This window comes from Bradyrhizobium sp. USDA 4451 (assembly GCF_054822585.1).
On the sequence record NZ_JBTRCH010000001.1, the window covers coordinates 1,691,751 to 1,704,586 of the forward strand.

Below are 12,836 nucleotides of genomic sequence, written 5' to 3' on the forward strand. Positions count from 1 at the left end.
GAAGTTTTCCTTTCCTCCCGCCATCTGGACGTGTCTCGCGGCCGGCGTGAAACCACCCGGTTAAGACACGCGGTTAATATTGCGTGCGTGAGACCGGCGGGCCCGGTTTTTTCAGGGCTCTGCATCTTCGTTTTTGGCTTCCTTGCGGGAGCTGTTGGGAAGTGGAGAGGTTGATGTCGATGAAGTTTGCGGTGGCGCTGGCTGCCACCCTTGGTGCTGTTGTCGTGATGTCGCAGGCGGCCGAAGCGCGGCCGGAAATGGTCGGAATCCACGCCGACAATTATGAGCCGGGCACCATCGTGGTGAAGACCAACGAACGGCGGCTCTATCTCATTCTCGATTCCGGCCACGCGATGCGTTACCCGGTCGGCGTCGGCAAGTCCGGCAAGCAGTGGGCCGGCACCACCAAGATCGACGGCAAGTATCGCAACCCGGCCTGGTCGCCGCCCGCCGAAGTGAAGCGCGACAAGCCGAGCATCCCAGACGTGATCGCCGGCGGCTCGCCGCGTAACCCGATGGGCGTCGCCGCGATGACGCTCGCCGGCGGCGAATACGCGATCCACGGCACCAACGTGCCGGGCTCGGTCGGCGGCTTCGTCTCCTACGGCTGCATCCGCATGCTGAACACCGACATCACCGACCTCTATTCGCGCGTCTCGGTCGGCACCACGGTCGTCGTCACCCGCTGATCGCGAACAGTCCTTCGCTTGAAGAAAGCCGCGCATCTGCGCGGCTTTTGTTTTCTGCGCTGTGGCGTCCACGACGCTTAGCGCGCAAAATATCCGCACCAGCCGAAGCGGTGCCCGCCATTGTAGGCGCGGGCGTGACCGGCCGCGAGCATCGCGGCTGAGACGTTGTCGGTCTTCTTGGTTGCGACGTCAGCGACGACGCGCCCCTGATATTTGTCGGGACCGACATTGTAGATCGCAACATCGCCCTGGCCGAGCAGATCGCGCAGCGCCACCGTCGCGGCCTGCGCCATTTGCAGTTCGCGCGCACACGACGCCTTCAGCTCCGGCGCATCGATGCCGCGCAGGCGGACCCGGGTATAGAGATCGGGGCCCGGTGTGAGATGCACCCGCGCCTCGAACGTGTCGCCATCGATCGTCCGGATGACATCGACGGCATGGCGCGCATCAGGTGCGCCGGCGCGCTGCCGGATCATTTCGGCATCCCGCGACCGGTTCAACGACCAGTGCGACGGTAGCGGCATCCATTGAGGCACATATTGGCGGATCGGCAGCGTGCTGCCGACGGCGATGCCGAGCACGAAAACCCAAGGCAGCGCCGCCGAGACACGGCGGCCCCAAGGTGAGCGGCGGAAGGGCGGACGTCCCGTCCCACGATAAGGATTTATTCTCTCGTATGGGGACATATTCCCAGACTGGCCCGAGTCGAACCGTCAGGCAAGACCGCGCGAAAGACCCTCAAAAATCCGAGGCGATTCCCTTGGTCTCCCAATCGCCGTAACGCGTCGGTTCCGGTCCCTTGGGGCCCTGGAATTCCTTCGGCCGCGCGGCTTCCTGCGCGGCTAATTCCTCGGCAGCCTTGCGCCGCGCCGCGGCCTCGGCGAGCGCACGCTGCGCGGCCGGCGTCAGCGGCTTGCGCGGCGCGGGTTCCGGCGGCGTCGGCACTGGCGATTTCTCAGACATGACAAGCCTTCTTGGCAAAACTCTTGGCCTGCGTACTTCGTATCTCCGTGCCGGCTCAGTGACGACATCACGATCAAGAAATCCGCAAGGCGATTCTTACATTTGGCATATTCGCATGCCAGAGGTGTCTTCGAGTTGATGGCATGAGCCGAACGTAACTCAGCACCTTCGAGATAACTCCGCTCCATGCCTCCTTCAAGATTTGCAGTTCCTGCCGAAGTCCCCGGTCTCGCGGCGCGCCGCATCGCAGCCGATATCCTCGACGGCGTGCTGCACAAGCACCGCACGCTGGACGATCAGCTCGACGGCGCCGGCGCGCATCCCGGCCTGAAATCGCTCGCCGATCGCGACCGCGCGTTGATGCGCCGGCTGGTCTCGACCATCCTGCGCAAGCTCGGCACGCTCGGCCATCTGCTGTCGCGCCTGCTCGACCGCGGCATCCCGACCGATGCGCCGCGCGCACAGAGCGCGCTGTTGATCGGCGCCGCACAGATCCTCTGGATGGACGTGCCCGATCACGCCGCGGTCGATCTGTCGGTGCGGCTGGTGCAGTCGGACCGGCGCGCCGCGAAATATGCCGGGCTCGTCAACGCCGTGCTGCGCCGCTGCGCGCGCGAGGGCCAGGGGCTGATCGACGAAATCGGATCGCAGTCGCTGGACCTGCCGCCGTGGATGCTGGCGCGCTGGAACGCGCATTACGGCGAAGCCACCGCGCGCGACATGGCGCTGGCGCTCGGCCACGAGCCGTCGCTCGACCTCACCGTGAAGTCGGACGCGCCGCAATGGGCGAGCCGCCTGCACGGCGAGACGCTGCCGACGGGAACCGTGCGCACGCTGCTGCAGGGTTCCGTCACCATGCTGCCCGGCTTTGCCGAAGGCCAATGGTGGGTGCAGGACGCCGCCGCGGCGCTGCCGGTGCGGCTGTTCGGCGACATCAAGGACAAGGCAGTCGCCGATCTCTGCGCGGCGCCCGGCGGCAAGACCGCCCAGCTCGCGCTGGCCGGCGCGCAGGTCACCGCGGTCGATCGTTCGCCGGCGCGCGTCGCCCGGCTGCGCGGCAATCTCACCCGGCTGGCCTTGCAGGCCGAGACCGTCGTCGCCGACGCCGCCGAGTGGCCCGCGGACGCAGCAAGCTTCGACGGTATCCTGGTCGATGCGCCCTGCACCTCGACGGGAACCATCCGCCGCCATCCCGACGTCGCCTGGCTGCGCCAGGAAGCCGACATCGCCGCACTGTCGGCGCTACAGCAGCGGCTGCTGCAAAAGGCGATCCATCTGCTGAAGCCCGGCGGCACGCTGGTCTACTGCACCTGCTCGCTGGAGCCGGAGGAAGGCGAGCACGCGATTTCCGCGCTGCTGGCCGGCGAATCAGGCTTGCGCCGCGCGCCGGTCGAGAAGGGCGAGGTCGCCGGCCTCGACGACATCATTACCGCCGACGGCGATCTGCGCACTTTGCCCAGCCACTTGCCCAACGCCGACCCGCGGCTGGGCGGCCTGGACGGCTTTTACGCGGCCCGGCTGGTTAAGGCCTGATTTTAAACGTCGGTCTTCTAAGCTCCAGATGCTTCGTGAAGTGATTCGTGCGGTATCAAGAGGGTGTCTTGTCGATCAAGATGGTGTCTTGGCCGCGTTTCCGGATTAAATAAGGATTCGTTGAAAATTCCCTCCCCGCAAGGTTAGGCGTGTCGGTCGCTCAAAGCAGACGCATCTCGACGCTGATTGCTGGCCGCTTCGCCCGCAGCATGCTCGCGCGCGCCAGCGGCAGCACGGTCGCGCTGTCGCGGCTGTGGCCCGGCCGCACCGACCGGCTGATCATCGCTCCGCACGATCTGCGAACCGCCGACGCCACCCGCGCCGCCGAGATCTATGCCGGGCGATTCGTGTTCGCCGGCAAGATCGTCACCTGCCACGGCCGCTCGATCTTCGATCTCGAGCCGCCGTCGGAGGATTGGGAAGCCGCGCTGCTCGGCTTCGGCTGGCTGCGCCATTTGCGCGCCGCCGATACCGCGCTGACCCGCGCCAACGCCCGCTCGCTGGTCGACGACTGGATCTCCAACCAGGCCCGCCGACGGCCGCTGGAGCGGCGCGCAGATGTGCGCGCGCGGCGGGTGATCTCGCTGCTGTCGCAGGCGCCCTTGGTGCTCGGCGACACCGATGGAAAATTCTACCGCAAATATCTGCGCGGGCTGGCGCGCGAGATCCGCTATCTGCGCCACGCCACGCTCGACAATGACGGCGTGCCGCGCCTGCAGGTCTTGATCGCGCTGTGCTACGCTTCGCTCTGCCTCGCCAACCAGGCGCGCAACATCAAATCCGCGACGCGCAGGCTGTCCGACGAATTGCAGCGCCAGATCCTGCCCGATGGCGGCCACATCTCGCGCAATCCCGGTGCGCTGGTCGAGCTGCTCAGCGATCTCCTGCCGCTGCGGCAGACCTTTGCCGCGCGGAACATCGCGCCGCCGCCGGCGCTGCTCAACGCGATCGACCGCATGATGCCGATGCTGCGCTTCTTCCGGCACGGCGACGGCAGCTTCGCGCTGTTCAACGGCATGTCGACCGCGCCGTCCGATCTGGTCGCAACGCTGCTCGCCTATGACGACACCCGCGGCGTGCCGATGGCGAGCATGCCCCATACCGGCTTCCAGCGGCTCGACGCCGGCAACACCACGTTGATCATCGACACCGGTCCGCCGCCGCCGGCGAGCGTCAGCCAGGATGCGCATGCCGGCTGCCTGTCGTTCGAGCTGTCCTCCGGGGTCAGCCGCATCGTCGTCAATTGCGGCATGCCCAGCACCGGCCGCGACAATTGGCGGCCGTTCGCACGCTCCACCGCGGCGCATTCGACCCTGACCTATCACGACACCTCGTCGTGCCAGTTCGTCGAGCTGTCGGCGATGAAGCGGCTGCTGCGCGGCGCGCCGATCACCAGCGGCCCGAGCAATGTCGAGAACTACCGCGAAGCCGTACCCGACGGCGACGTGCTGACCGCCTCGCATGACGGCTATCTCTCCCGCTTCGGCGTGATCCACCGCCGCGTGCTGATGGTGTCGCAGGACGGCACAAGGCTCGAAGGAGAGGACCAGCTGACGCCGGCGCCGGGCGGCCGCATCAAAGGCAGCGAGGCCGATTTCGCGCTGCGCTTCCATTTGCACCCTTCGGTGAAGGCGAGCCGGCTGTCGGATGCCCGCGGCGTGATGCTGGTGCTGCCCAACCGCGACGTCTGGACCTTCGAGGCGATGGACGACAAGGTCGACCTCGAGGACAGCGTGTTCCTGGCCGGCAATGACGGCCCGCGCCGCACCTCCCAGATCGTGATCCGGCAGGACGCGCGGCACGCCGGCACGATCCGCTGGAGCTTCGTGCGCTCCTCGACCTCGGCCACCGCCACCAACGCCCGCCGCAACGCCCGCCGCGAGCCGGAACTGCCGCTGTAGGGATTGTCGTATCGGCCCGACTTCGGCCGGCGCGCCCATCTCAGTCCCGTCGCCCTGAGGAGGCCGCAACGCGGCCGTCTCGAAGGGTCGACGGCCACCAGCCGGGCCGATTCATTCTTCGAGACGCCGCTGAGCGGCTCCTCAGGATGACGGGGATGGTGTGGCGCGGGAAAATTTGGACTGAATCGCCGCCAATTTGCGGGGATTCGGTCCCACGGACCGGTTTCGTACCGCCCAAAACCATGCTACCCGGCTGCCTTAACAGCCAGGGAATTTCCGATATGACCGAGCAGCTTCGCCGCGTGACCCGCGCTCTGTTGTCCGTTTCCGACAAGACCGGACTGATCGATTTCGCCATGGCGCTGGCCGACCAGGGCGTGGAGCTGGTCTCGACCGGCGGCACCGCCAAGGCGATCGCCGCGGCCGGGTTGAAGGTCAAGGACGTCTCCGAGCTGACCGGTTTTCCGGAGATGATGGACGGCCGGGTCAAGACGCTGCATCCGAAGGTGCATGGCGGCCTGCTCGCGATCCGCGACAACAAGGAGCATGCCTCCGCGATGGCCGCGCACGGCATCGCGCCGATCGACCTTCTGGTCGTCAACCTCTATCCGTTCGAGGCCACCGTCGACAAAGGCGCCGGCTTCGAGGAGTGCATCGAGAACATCGACATCGGCGGCCCCGCGATGATCCGCGCCGCGGCCAAGAACCATGACGACGTCGCCGTGGTGGTCGAGGCGAACGATTATCAGGCCGTGCTCGACGAGCTCGCCGCGCACAAGGGCGCGACCTCGCTCGGCCTGCGCCGCCGGCTCGCCGCCAAGGCCTATGCGCGCACCGCGGCCTATGACGCCGCGATCTCGAACTGGTTTGCCGTGCAGCTCGACACCAAGGCGCCGGACTTCCGCGCCTTCGGCGGCAAATTGATCCAGTCGCTGCGCTATGGCGAGAACCCGCACCAGACCGCGGCGTTCTACGCCACGCCGGAGAAGCGGCCGGGCGTTGCCACGGCACGCCAACTGCAGGGCAAGGAACTGTCCTACAACAACATCAACGACACCGACGCGGCCTATGAATGCGTCGGCGAGTTCGACCCGCAGCGCACCGCGGCCTGCGTGATCGTGAAACACGCCAATCCGTGCGGCGTCGCCGAGGGTCCCGATCTCGCCACCGCCTATGCCCGTGCGCTGGCCTGCGACTCGACCTCGGCCTATGGCGGCATCATCGCGGTCAACCGCACGCTGGATGCGGATGCGGCACGCGCGATCATCGGCATCTTCACCGAAGTGATCATTGCGCCCGACGCCACCGAAGAGGCGATTTCGATCATCGCCGGCCGGCGCAATCTGCGTCTGCTGCTCGCCGGCGGGTTACCGAACGCACGCGCGACAGGCCTCACCGCCAAGACCGTTGCCGGCGGCCTCCTGGTGCAGAGCCGCGACAATGCCGTGATCGAGGACATGAACCTGAAGGTCGCGACCAAACGCGCGCCGACCTACGCCGAGCTGCGCGATCTCAAATTCGCCTTCCGGGTGGCAAAGCACGTCAAGTCGAACACCATCATCTACGCCAAGGATCTTGCGACCGTCGGCATCGGCGCCGGCCAGATGAGCCGGGTCGATTCTGCGCGCATCGCCGCCCGCAAGGCGCTGGATGCGGCGGCCGAGCTGAAGCTCGCCGAGCCGCTGACCAAGGGCTCGGTGGTCGCCTCGGACGCGTTCTTCCCGTTCGCCGACGGCATGCTGGCCTGCATCGAGGCCGGCGCCACCGCCGTGATCCAGCCCGGCGGCTCGATGCGCGACGACGAGGTGATCAAGGCCGCCGACGAGCACGGCATCGCCATGGTGTTCACCGGCGTGCGGCATTTTAGGCATTGATCTCGTAGCCGGATGGAGCGAAGCGCAATCCGGGGTCTTTGATCCGCTGAGAGACCGTCCCGGATTTCGCTTCGCTCCATCCGGGCTACGAGCTTCGCCGGGACGACGGCGGTGATTTACTCCCGCACCTTCGCCAGCAGCGCCAGCCCCACCACGAAGAACGCCACCAGCACTGCCATGCCCGCCTTCTGGCTCGCAGTCGCCGCGGTGATCGCGCCGATCAAGAGCGGCCCGATGAACGACGTCACCTTCCCGGTCAGTGCGAACAAGCCGAAATACTGCGCGATGCGATCCCTGGGCGCGAGGCGGATCAGGAGCGAGCGCGAGGCCGCCTGCAACGGCGCGCCGGTGGCGCCGATCAGGCAACCCAGCACGATATAGGCGCGCTCGGCGGCGCCCGCGAACAAAGCACCGCCTGGCACCGGCGGCGCGACCGGGATGAACAGGATGGAACCCTTGTTCACGGTGAGGATCACGATGATCGCAAACAGCAGGATCACGAGACTGCCGGTGATCACGCGCTTCGGCCCGAACCGATCGTCGAGCTTGCCGCCGATCCAGCCGCCGAAGGTGCCAGCCACCGCCAGGATGATGCCGAAGGTGCCGATCCGGATCGTGTCCCAGCCGAACGTGCCGGCGGCATAGATGCCACCGAACGCGAACAGCGAGACCAGCCCGTCGGTGTAGATCATGTTGGCCAGCAGGAAGCGCGCCAGCGATGTCTGCTTCGGCAGCCCCGCAAATGATTCCCCGAGCTCGCGCAGGCCTTCACCGAGTGCCTCGCGCAGCGGGCGCTTCGCCGGATAGTCCGGCGTGAACAGGAACATCGGCGTCACGAAAATGATGAACCACAGCCCGGTCAGCGGTCCGGTGATGCGGTCGCCCTCATGCATGACCGGATCGAGATCGAACAGCGGCGTGAAGCCGAACAGCGTCTTGCCGGTCTCGGCATTGGCGGCGAGGAAGCCGAGCACCAGCACGAGGCTGAGGATGCCGCCGACATAGCCGGTGGCCCAGCCGGTGCCTGACAGGCGCCCGATCCTGTCGGGCGGCACGAGGGTCGGCATCATCGCATTGTTGAACACGGTCGCGAACTCGACGCCGACGCTCGCGATCGCATAGGCAAGCAGCAGCATCGGGACGATGTCCGGATTGCCGGGCTTGCCGATCCACATCGCGCTCGATCCGATCACGAGCAGCGCGCCGAAGGCCGCAATCCACGGCTTGCGCCGGCCGCTGGCGTCGGCGATCGCGCCCAACACCGGCGACAGCAACGCGATCGCCAATCCCGCGGCCGCGGTGGCAAAGCCCCACAACGCCTGCCCGCTCGCCGCATCCGACGCGACGAAGCTTGCGAAATAGGGCGCGAACACGAAGGTCGTGATCAGCGTGAAATAAGGCTGCGCGGCCCAGTCGAAGAAGATCCAGCTGACGACGGCGGCGCGGCCCGGATAGACATTTGTGGTGGTTTTCGTATCGCCGGCGCCCGTCTGCAATGTTGTCGTCATCGCGAAAGATATTCCCCAACTCGAACCACAGGCAGGCTTTTGCTGCTTCAATCCGCTCCCATATAGCATGAGCCGGTTTGACTGATACGGCGATGAACAGGGCAGGACATTTCGATGGCGCGGACAGCAATGATGTCGCGGCGGCTGTTTGCCGCTCTCCTGGTGACCGGCATCGCGACATCAGCCCTCGGCCAGGTTCAGCGCCACGCCTACGAGCCGTCAGCCACCGACACTGCCCGCAGCATTCGCGCCGAACACGGCATGGTGGTGGCGCAGGAGAAACTCGCGGCGCGGGTTGGCGCCGACATATTGCGGCAGGGCGGCAATGCGATCGATGCCGCCGTCGCCACCGGATTTGCGATGGCGGTGACCTATCCACGCGCCGGCAATATCGGCGGCGGTGGCTTCATGGTGATCCATCTCGCCGCAAGCAAAGAAGACGTCGCGATCGACTACCGCGAGACCGCGCCGCAGGCCGCAACGCGCGACATGTTCCTCAACGCCGAGGCCAAGCCCGATCCCGACAAGTCGCGCAACTCCGCGCTCGCGATCGGCGTGCCCGGCACGGTCGCAGGCCTCGCGCTGGCGCTGGAGAAATACGGCTCCGGCAAGTTCACGCTGGCGCAGATCCTCAAGCCTGCGATCGATCTCGCGCGCGACGGCTTCGTGGTCACCGACGACACGTCGGACACGCTGAACGACATGTATCGCCGCATGTCGCGCTGGCCGAAGTCGGCCAAGACGTTCTCGCACGCCGACGGCACGCCGCTGCGCGAGGGCGACCGCCTGATCCAGGGCGACCTCGCCGGCGTCTTGACCGCGATTGCCGAACAGGGCCCGCGCGGATTCTACGAAGGTGCCGTCGCCGAGAAGCTCGTCAGCGGGATCAAGAACGCCGGCGGTATCTTCAGTGTCGAGGACCTGAAGTCCTATCAGCCTATCATCCGCACGCCGATCCGCGGCACCTATCGCGGCTACGACATCGTCTCGATGCCGCAGCCGTCCTCCGGCGGCGTCGTTCTGCTCGAGATCCTCAACATCCTCGAAGGCTTTCCGATGTCCGACATGAAGCAGGGCTCGGCGGCCTCGCTGCATGTGATGATCGAGGCGATGAAGCGGGCCTATGCCGATCGCGCCCGCTATCTCGGCGATCCCGCCTTCGTCGACGCGCCGACGCAATTGCTGGTCGACAAGGACTATGCCGCCAGGCAGCGCGCGACCATTGACCTCGCCCGCGCCACGCCCTGGACCGACGTACGCAACGCGAAGCAGCCGCACGAGGGCGACAACACCACGCATTATTCGGTGATCGATGCCAGCGGCAACGCCGTCAGCAACACCTACACGCTGAACTTCCCTTACGGCGTCGGCCTCGTCGCCGACGGCACCGGCGTGCTGCTCAACAACGAGCTCGACGATTTCACCGCCGCGCCGGGCGCCTCCAATGCGTTCGGCCTGGTCGGTTTCGAGGCCAATCTGCCGGGACCCGGCAAGCGCCCGCTGTCGTCGATGTCGCCGACCATCCTGCTGAAGGACGGCAAGCCGGTGCTGGTGACGGGCTCGCCCGGCGGCAGCCGCATCATCTCCGCGGTGACGCAGATCATCGTCGACGTGATCGACTACAAGATGGATATCGCGGCCGCGGTCGCCGCGCCCCGCATGCATCATCAATGGCTGCCCGACGAGGTCCGGATCGAGCGCGGCTTTCCCGATGAGGTGCTGACCGAGCTGCGCGCCAAGGGCCACAAGACGGTCGAACCGCTCGGCTACTCCTCCGCGAACTCGATCGCCGTCACGACCAGCGGTCTGCTCGGCGCGCCCGATCCGCGCACGCGCGGCGCGGAGGCCGCGGGATACTAAAACGCGGGGCTTTGCCCGGCCTGCTACATCGCGATAGATTGGCGGTCCGCGCAACTCCGGCCGCGGATCGCAAAGAGCCGGTGAATGATTTCTCCGGGGAACGCGCATGAGCACGGCTGAATCCAAATCAATCGAAGTCGCAGAGATCGAGGACACCAGCCTCCTCGCTTTCTATCGCGACATGAATTTGCAGGAGCGGCGCACGTTCTGGGCCTGCGCGTCCGGCTGGACGCTCGACGGCATGGATTTCATGATCTATCCGCTTGTCATCGGCACCATCATCACGCTGTGGAAGGTCGATGCCGGCACCGCCGGCCTCGCGGGCACCGTGACGCTGCTTGCCTCCGCCGTCGGCGGCTGGCTCGGCGGCTATCTGTCCGACCGGATCGGCCGGGTGAAGACGCTGCAGCTCACCATCATCTGGTTCTCGTTCTTCTCGCTGGTCTGCGCCGTGGTGCAGAATTTCGACCAGCTCCTGATCGCCCGCGCGCTGCTGGGCTTGGGCTTCGGCGGCGAATGGGCGGCCGGCGCGGTGCTGATCGGCGAGGCGATCCGGCCGCAATATCGCGGCCGCGCGGTCGGCTCGGTGCAGTCGGGCTGGGCGATCGGCTGGGGCCTTGCGGTGCTGGCGCAGGCGATCCTGTTCTCGGTGTTGCCTGCGGAAAACGCCTGGCGCTGGATGTTCGTGATCGGCGCGCTGCCAGCGCTGCTGGTGTTCTATCTGCGCCGCTATGTCACCGAGCCCGAAATCTCGGCTGCGACCATGGCACAGCAGCAGGCTTCCGGCAGCGGACCGGCGGCGCTGTGGGAAATCTTCCACGGACCGATCCTGAAGACCACGCTGCTGGCCTCGCTGGTCGGCACCGGCATGCAGGGCGGCTATTACGCCATCACCTTCTGGGTGCCGCGCTTCCTCACCACCGAGCGCAAGCTTTCGGTCGTCGGCTCGACCGGCTATCTTGCGACCCTGATCATCGGCTCGTTCATCGGCTATCTCGTCGGCGCCTGGCTCGCCGACCGGATCGGCCGGCGCAACCTGTTCCTGATCTTCTCGATCGGCGCCATCGCGGTGGTGCTGCTCTACACCCAGCTGCCGCTTTCGAATGAGGTGCTGTGGGTACTGGGCTTCCCGCTCGGCTTCTTCGCCTCAGGCTATTTCTCCGGCATGGGCGCGTTCCTGACTGAGCTCTATCCGACCCGGCTGCGCGGCTCCGGCCAGGGTTTTTGCTACAATTTCGGCCGCGGCGTCGGCGCGCTGTTCCCGTTCCTGGTCGGCGCACTCTCGACCACGACCACGCTCGCCAATGCGATCGCGATCTTCGCGGTGGCGGCCTACGGCGTGTTCTTCATCGCCGCCTACGCGCTGCCGGAAACGCGCGGGCGCGTGTTGCATGCGGATGGGTAGGACGTGAGGTGATGTGATGGCCATCCCGCTTGCTCCGCTTCGCCTCTCCCCTTGTGGGAGAGGCCGGATTGCATCGGCAGATGCAATCCGGGTGAGGGGTCGCGGTCTGTCCACGCAGTATGCCGTACGGAGAGATACTCCTCACCCCCAACCCTCTCCCACAAGGGGAGAGGGAGCCGTCGGTCCGTGCTTCCCTCACAGGAGGTTCTCATGACATCGCTCAAAGGCAGGACGCTGTTCATCTCGGGTGCCAGCCGCGGCATTGGGCTCGCGATCGCGCTGCGGGCGGCGCGTGACGGCGCCAATGTTGCGATCGCGGCGAAGACCGCCGAGCCGCATCCGAAGCTGAAGGGCACGATCTACACCGCCGCCGACGAGGTCCGCGCCGCCGGCGGCAGGGCGCTGCCGGTGATTTGCGACATCAGGGACGAGGCGCAGGTGATGACGGCGATCGAGCGGACCGTCGCCGAGTTCGGCGGCATCGACGTCTGCGTCAACAATGCCAGCGCGATCAGCCTGACCAATTCGCAGGCGACCGACATGAAGCGCTACGATCTGATGACTGATATCAACACCCGCGGCACCTTCATGGTGTCGAAATACTGCATCCCGCATCTGAAGAAGGCGGAGAATCCGCACATCCTGATGCTGTCGCCGCCGCTCGACATCAAGACGAAATGGTTCGAGAATTCCACCGCCTACACGATGGCGAAGTTCGGCATGAGCATGTGCGTGCTCGGGCTCGCCGGCGAATTGAAATCCGCCGCCGTCGCCGTCAATGCGCTGTGGCCGCGCACCACGATCGCGACCGCCGCGGTCGGCAATCTGCTCGGCGGCGATGCCATGATGCGCGCGAGTCGCACGCCGGAGATCATGGGCGATGCGGCCTATGCGATCATCACCCGGCCGTCGCGCGAATTCACCGGGCATTTCTGCATCGACGACAAGGTGCTCTACGCCAATGGCGTGCGCGACTTCGAGCGCTATCGCGTCGATCCCTCGGTGCCGCTGATGTCGGACTTCTTCGTGCCCGACGACGACGTGCCGCCGCCCGGGGTCACCGTGCAGGCACTGCCCGCGCGCTAGAGTTTCTTGTCTTGACG

General features: G+C 66.4%; 10 protein-coding genes. 7 read left to right on the forward strand and 3 right to left on the reverse strand.

What is annotated here, in order from left to right:
* Positions 1 to 173: 173 nt before the first annotated feature.
* A complete protein-coding gene (locus ACVMB0_RS07770; protein ID WP_456751403.1) occupies positions 174 to 689 on the forward strand; it encodes a L,D-transpeptidase in 516 nt (171 codons plus the stop codon).
* A gap of 77 nt (positions 690 to 766) precedes the next feature.
* On the opposite strand, the gene ACVMB0_RS07775 is transcribed toward ACVMB0_RS07770, so the two are convergent.
* Complete coding sequence (locus tag ACVMB0_RS07775) at positions 767 to 1,375, reverse strand: thermonuclease family protein (RefSeq protein ID WP_456751402.1); 609 nt, start codon at positions 1,373 to 1,375, stop codon at positions 767 to 769.
* A gap of 52 nt (positions 1,376 to 1,427) precedes the next feature.
* Positions 1,428 to 1,652, reverse strand: coding sequence for a DUF1674 domain-containing protein (locus ACVMB0_RS07780; protein ID WP_461345838.1), 225 nt, complete (start codon positions 1,650 to 1,652; stop codon positions 1,428 to 1,430).
* A gap of 186 nt (positions 1,653 to 1,838) precedes the next feature.
* On the opposite strand from ACVMB0_RS07780, the gene ACVMB0_RS07785 reads away from it, so the two are divergent.
* The 3 genes from ACVMB0_RS07785 (at position 1,839) to purH (ending at position 6,960) form a co-directional block, all read left to right on the forward strand.
* Positions 1,839 to 3,185, forward strand: coding sequence for an RsmB/NOP family class I SAM-dependent RNA methyltransferase (locus tag ACVMB0_RS07785; protein WP_461345839.1), 1,347 nt, complete (start codon positions 1,839 to 1,841; stop codon positions 3,183 to 3,185).
* A 149-nt stretch (positions 3,186 to 3,334) separates the two neighbouring features.
* Entirely contained in the window at positions 3,335 to 5,086 is a 1,752-nt protein-coding gene (locus tag ACVMB0_RS07790) for a heparinase II/III family protein (RefSeq protein ID WP_456751399.1), read from the forward strand.
* A gap of 281 nt (positions 5,087 to 5,367) precedes the next feature.
* Entirely contained in the window at positions 5,368 to 6,960 is a 1,593-nt protein-coding gene (purH, locus tag ACVMB0_RS07795) for a bifunctional phosphoribosylaminoimidazolecarboxamide formyltransferase/IMP cyclohydrolase (protein WP_461345840.1), read from the forward strand.
* A 116-nt stretch (positions 6,961 to 7,076) separates the two neighbouring features.
* On the opposite strand, the gene ACVMB0_RS07800 is transcribed toward purH, so the two are convergent.
* Positions 7,077 to 8,468 (reverse strand): MFS transporter, encoded by a 1,392-nt coding sequence (locus ACVMB0_RS07800; RefSeq protein ID WP_461345841.1) that lies wholly within the window; start codon positions 8,466 to 8,468, stop codon positions 7,077 to 7,079.
* Positions 8,469 to 8,582: 114 nt separating this feature from the next.
* On the opposite strand from ACVMB0_RS07800, the gene ggt reads away from it, so the two are divergent.
* The 3 genes from ggt to ACVMB0_RS07815 all read left to right on the forward strand — a co-directional run bounded on the left by ggt (position 8,583) and on the right by ACVMB0_RS07815 (position 12,819).
* Positions 8,583 to 10,328, forward strand: a complete 1,746-nt coding sequence (ggt, locus tag ACVMB0_RS07805) for a gamma-glutamyltransferase (RefSeq protein ID WP_461345842.1) — start codon at positions 8,583 to 8,585, stop codon at positions 10,326 to 10,328.
* A gap of 106 nt (positions 10,329 to 10,434) precedes the next feature.
* Positions 10,435 to 11,733 carry an MFS transporter gene (locus ACVMB0_RS07810; protein WP_461345843.1) on the forward strand — a complete coding sequence of 433 codons (1,299 nt, stop codon included), beginning with the start codon at positions 10,435 to 10,437 and terminating at the stop codon, positions 11,731 to 11,733.
* Between the two features lie 210 nt (positions 11,734 to 11,943).
* On the forward strand, positions 11,944 to 12,819 hold the full coding sequence (locus ACVMB0_RS07815; RefSeq protein WP_461345844.1) for an SDR family oxidoreductase: 876 nt from the start codon (positions 11,944 to 11,946) through the stop codon (positions 12,817 to 12,819).
* Positions 12,820 to 12,836: the final 17 nt, after the last annotated feature.

Coding starts and splice junctions, on each gene's coding strand:
- ACVMB0_RS07810 (WP_461345843.1), top strand. CDS start 10,435: ATGAGCACGGCTGAATCCAAATCAATCGAAGTCGCAGAGATCGAGGAC.
- ggt (WP_461345842.1), top strand. CDS start 8,583: ATGGCGCGGACAGCAATGATGTCGCGGCGGCTGTTTGCCGCTCTCCTG.
- purH (WP_461345840.1), top strand. CDS start 5,368: ATGACCGAGCAGCTTCGCCGCGTGACCCGCGCTCTGTTGTCCGTTTCC.
- ACVMB0_RS07785 (WP_461345839.1), top strand. CDS start 1,839: ATGCCTCCTTCAAGATTTGCAGTTCCTGCCGAAGTCCCCGGTCTCGCG.
- ACVMB0_RS07780 (WP_461345838.1), bottom strand. CDS start 1,652: ATGTCTGAGAAATCGCCAGTGCCGACGCCGCCGGAACCCGCGCCGCGC.
- ACVMB0_RS07800 (WP_461345841.1), bottom strand. CDS start 8,468: ATGACGACAACATTGCAGACGGGCGCCGGCGATACGAAAACCACCACA.
- ACVMB0_RS07770 (WP_456751403.1), top strand. CDS start 174: ATGTCGATGAAGTTTGCGGTGGCGCTGGCTGCCACCCTTGGTGCTGTT.
- ACVMB0_RS07815 (WP_461345844.1), top strand. CDS start 11,944: ATGACATCGCTCAAAGGCAGGACGCTGTTCATCTCGGGTGCCAGCCGC.
- ACVMB0_RS07775 (WP_456751402.1), bottom strand. CDS start 1,375: ATGTCCCCATACGAGAGAATAAATCCTTATCGTGGGACGGGACGTCCG.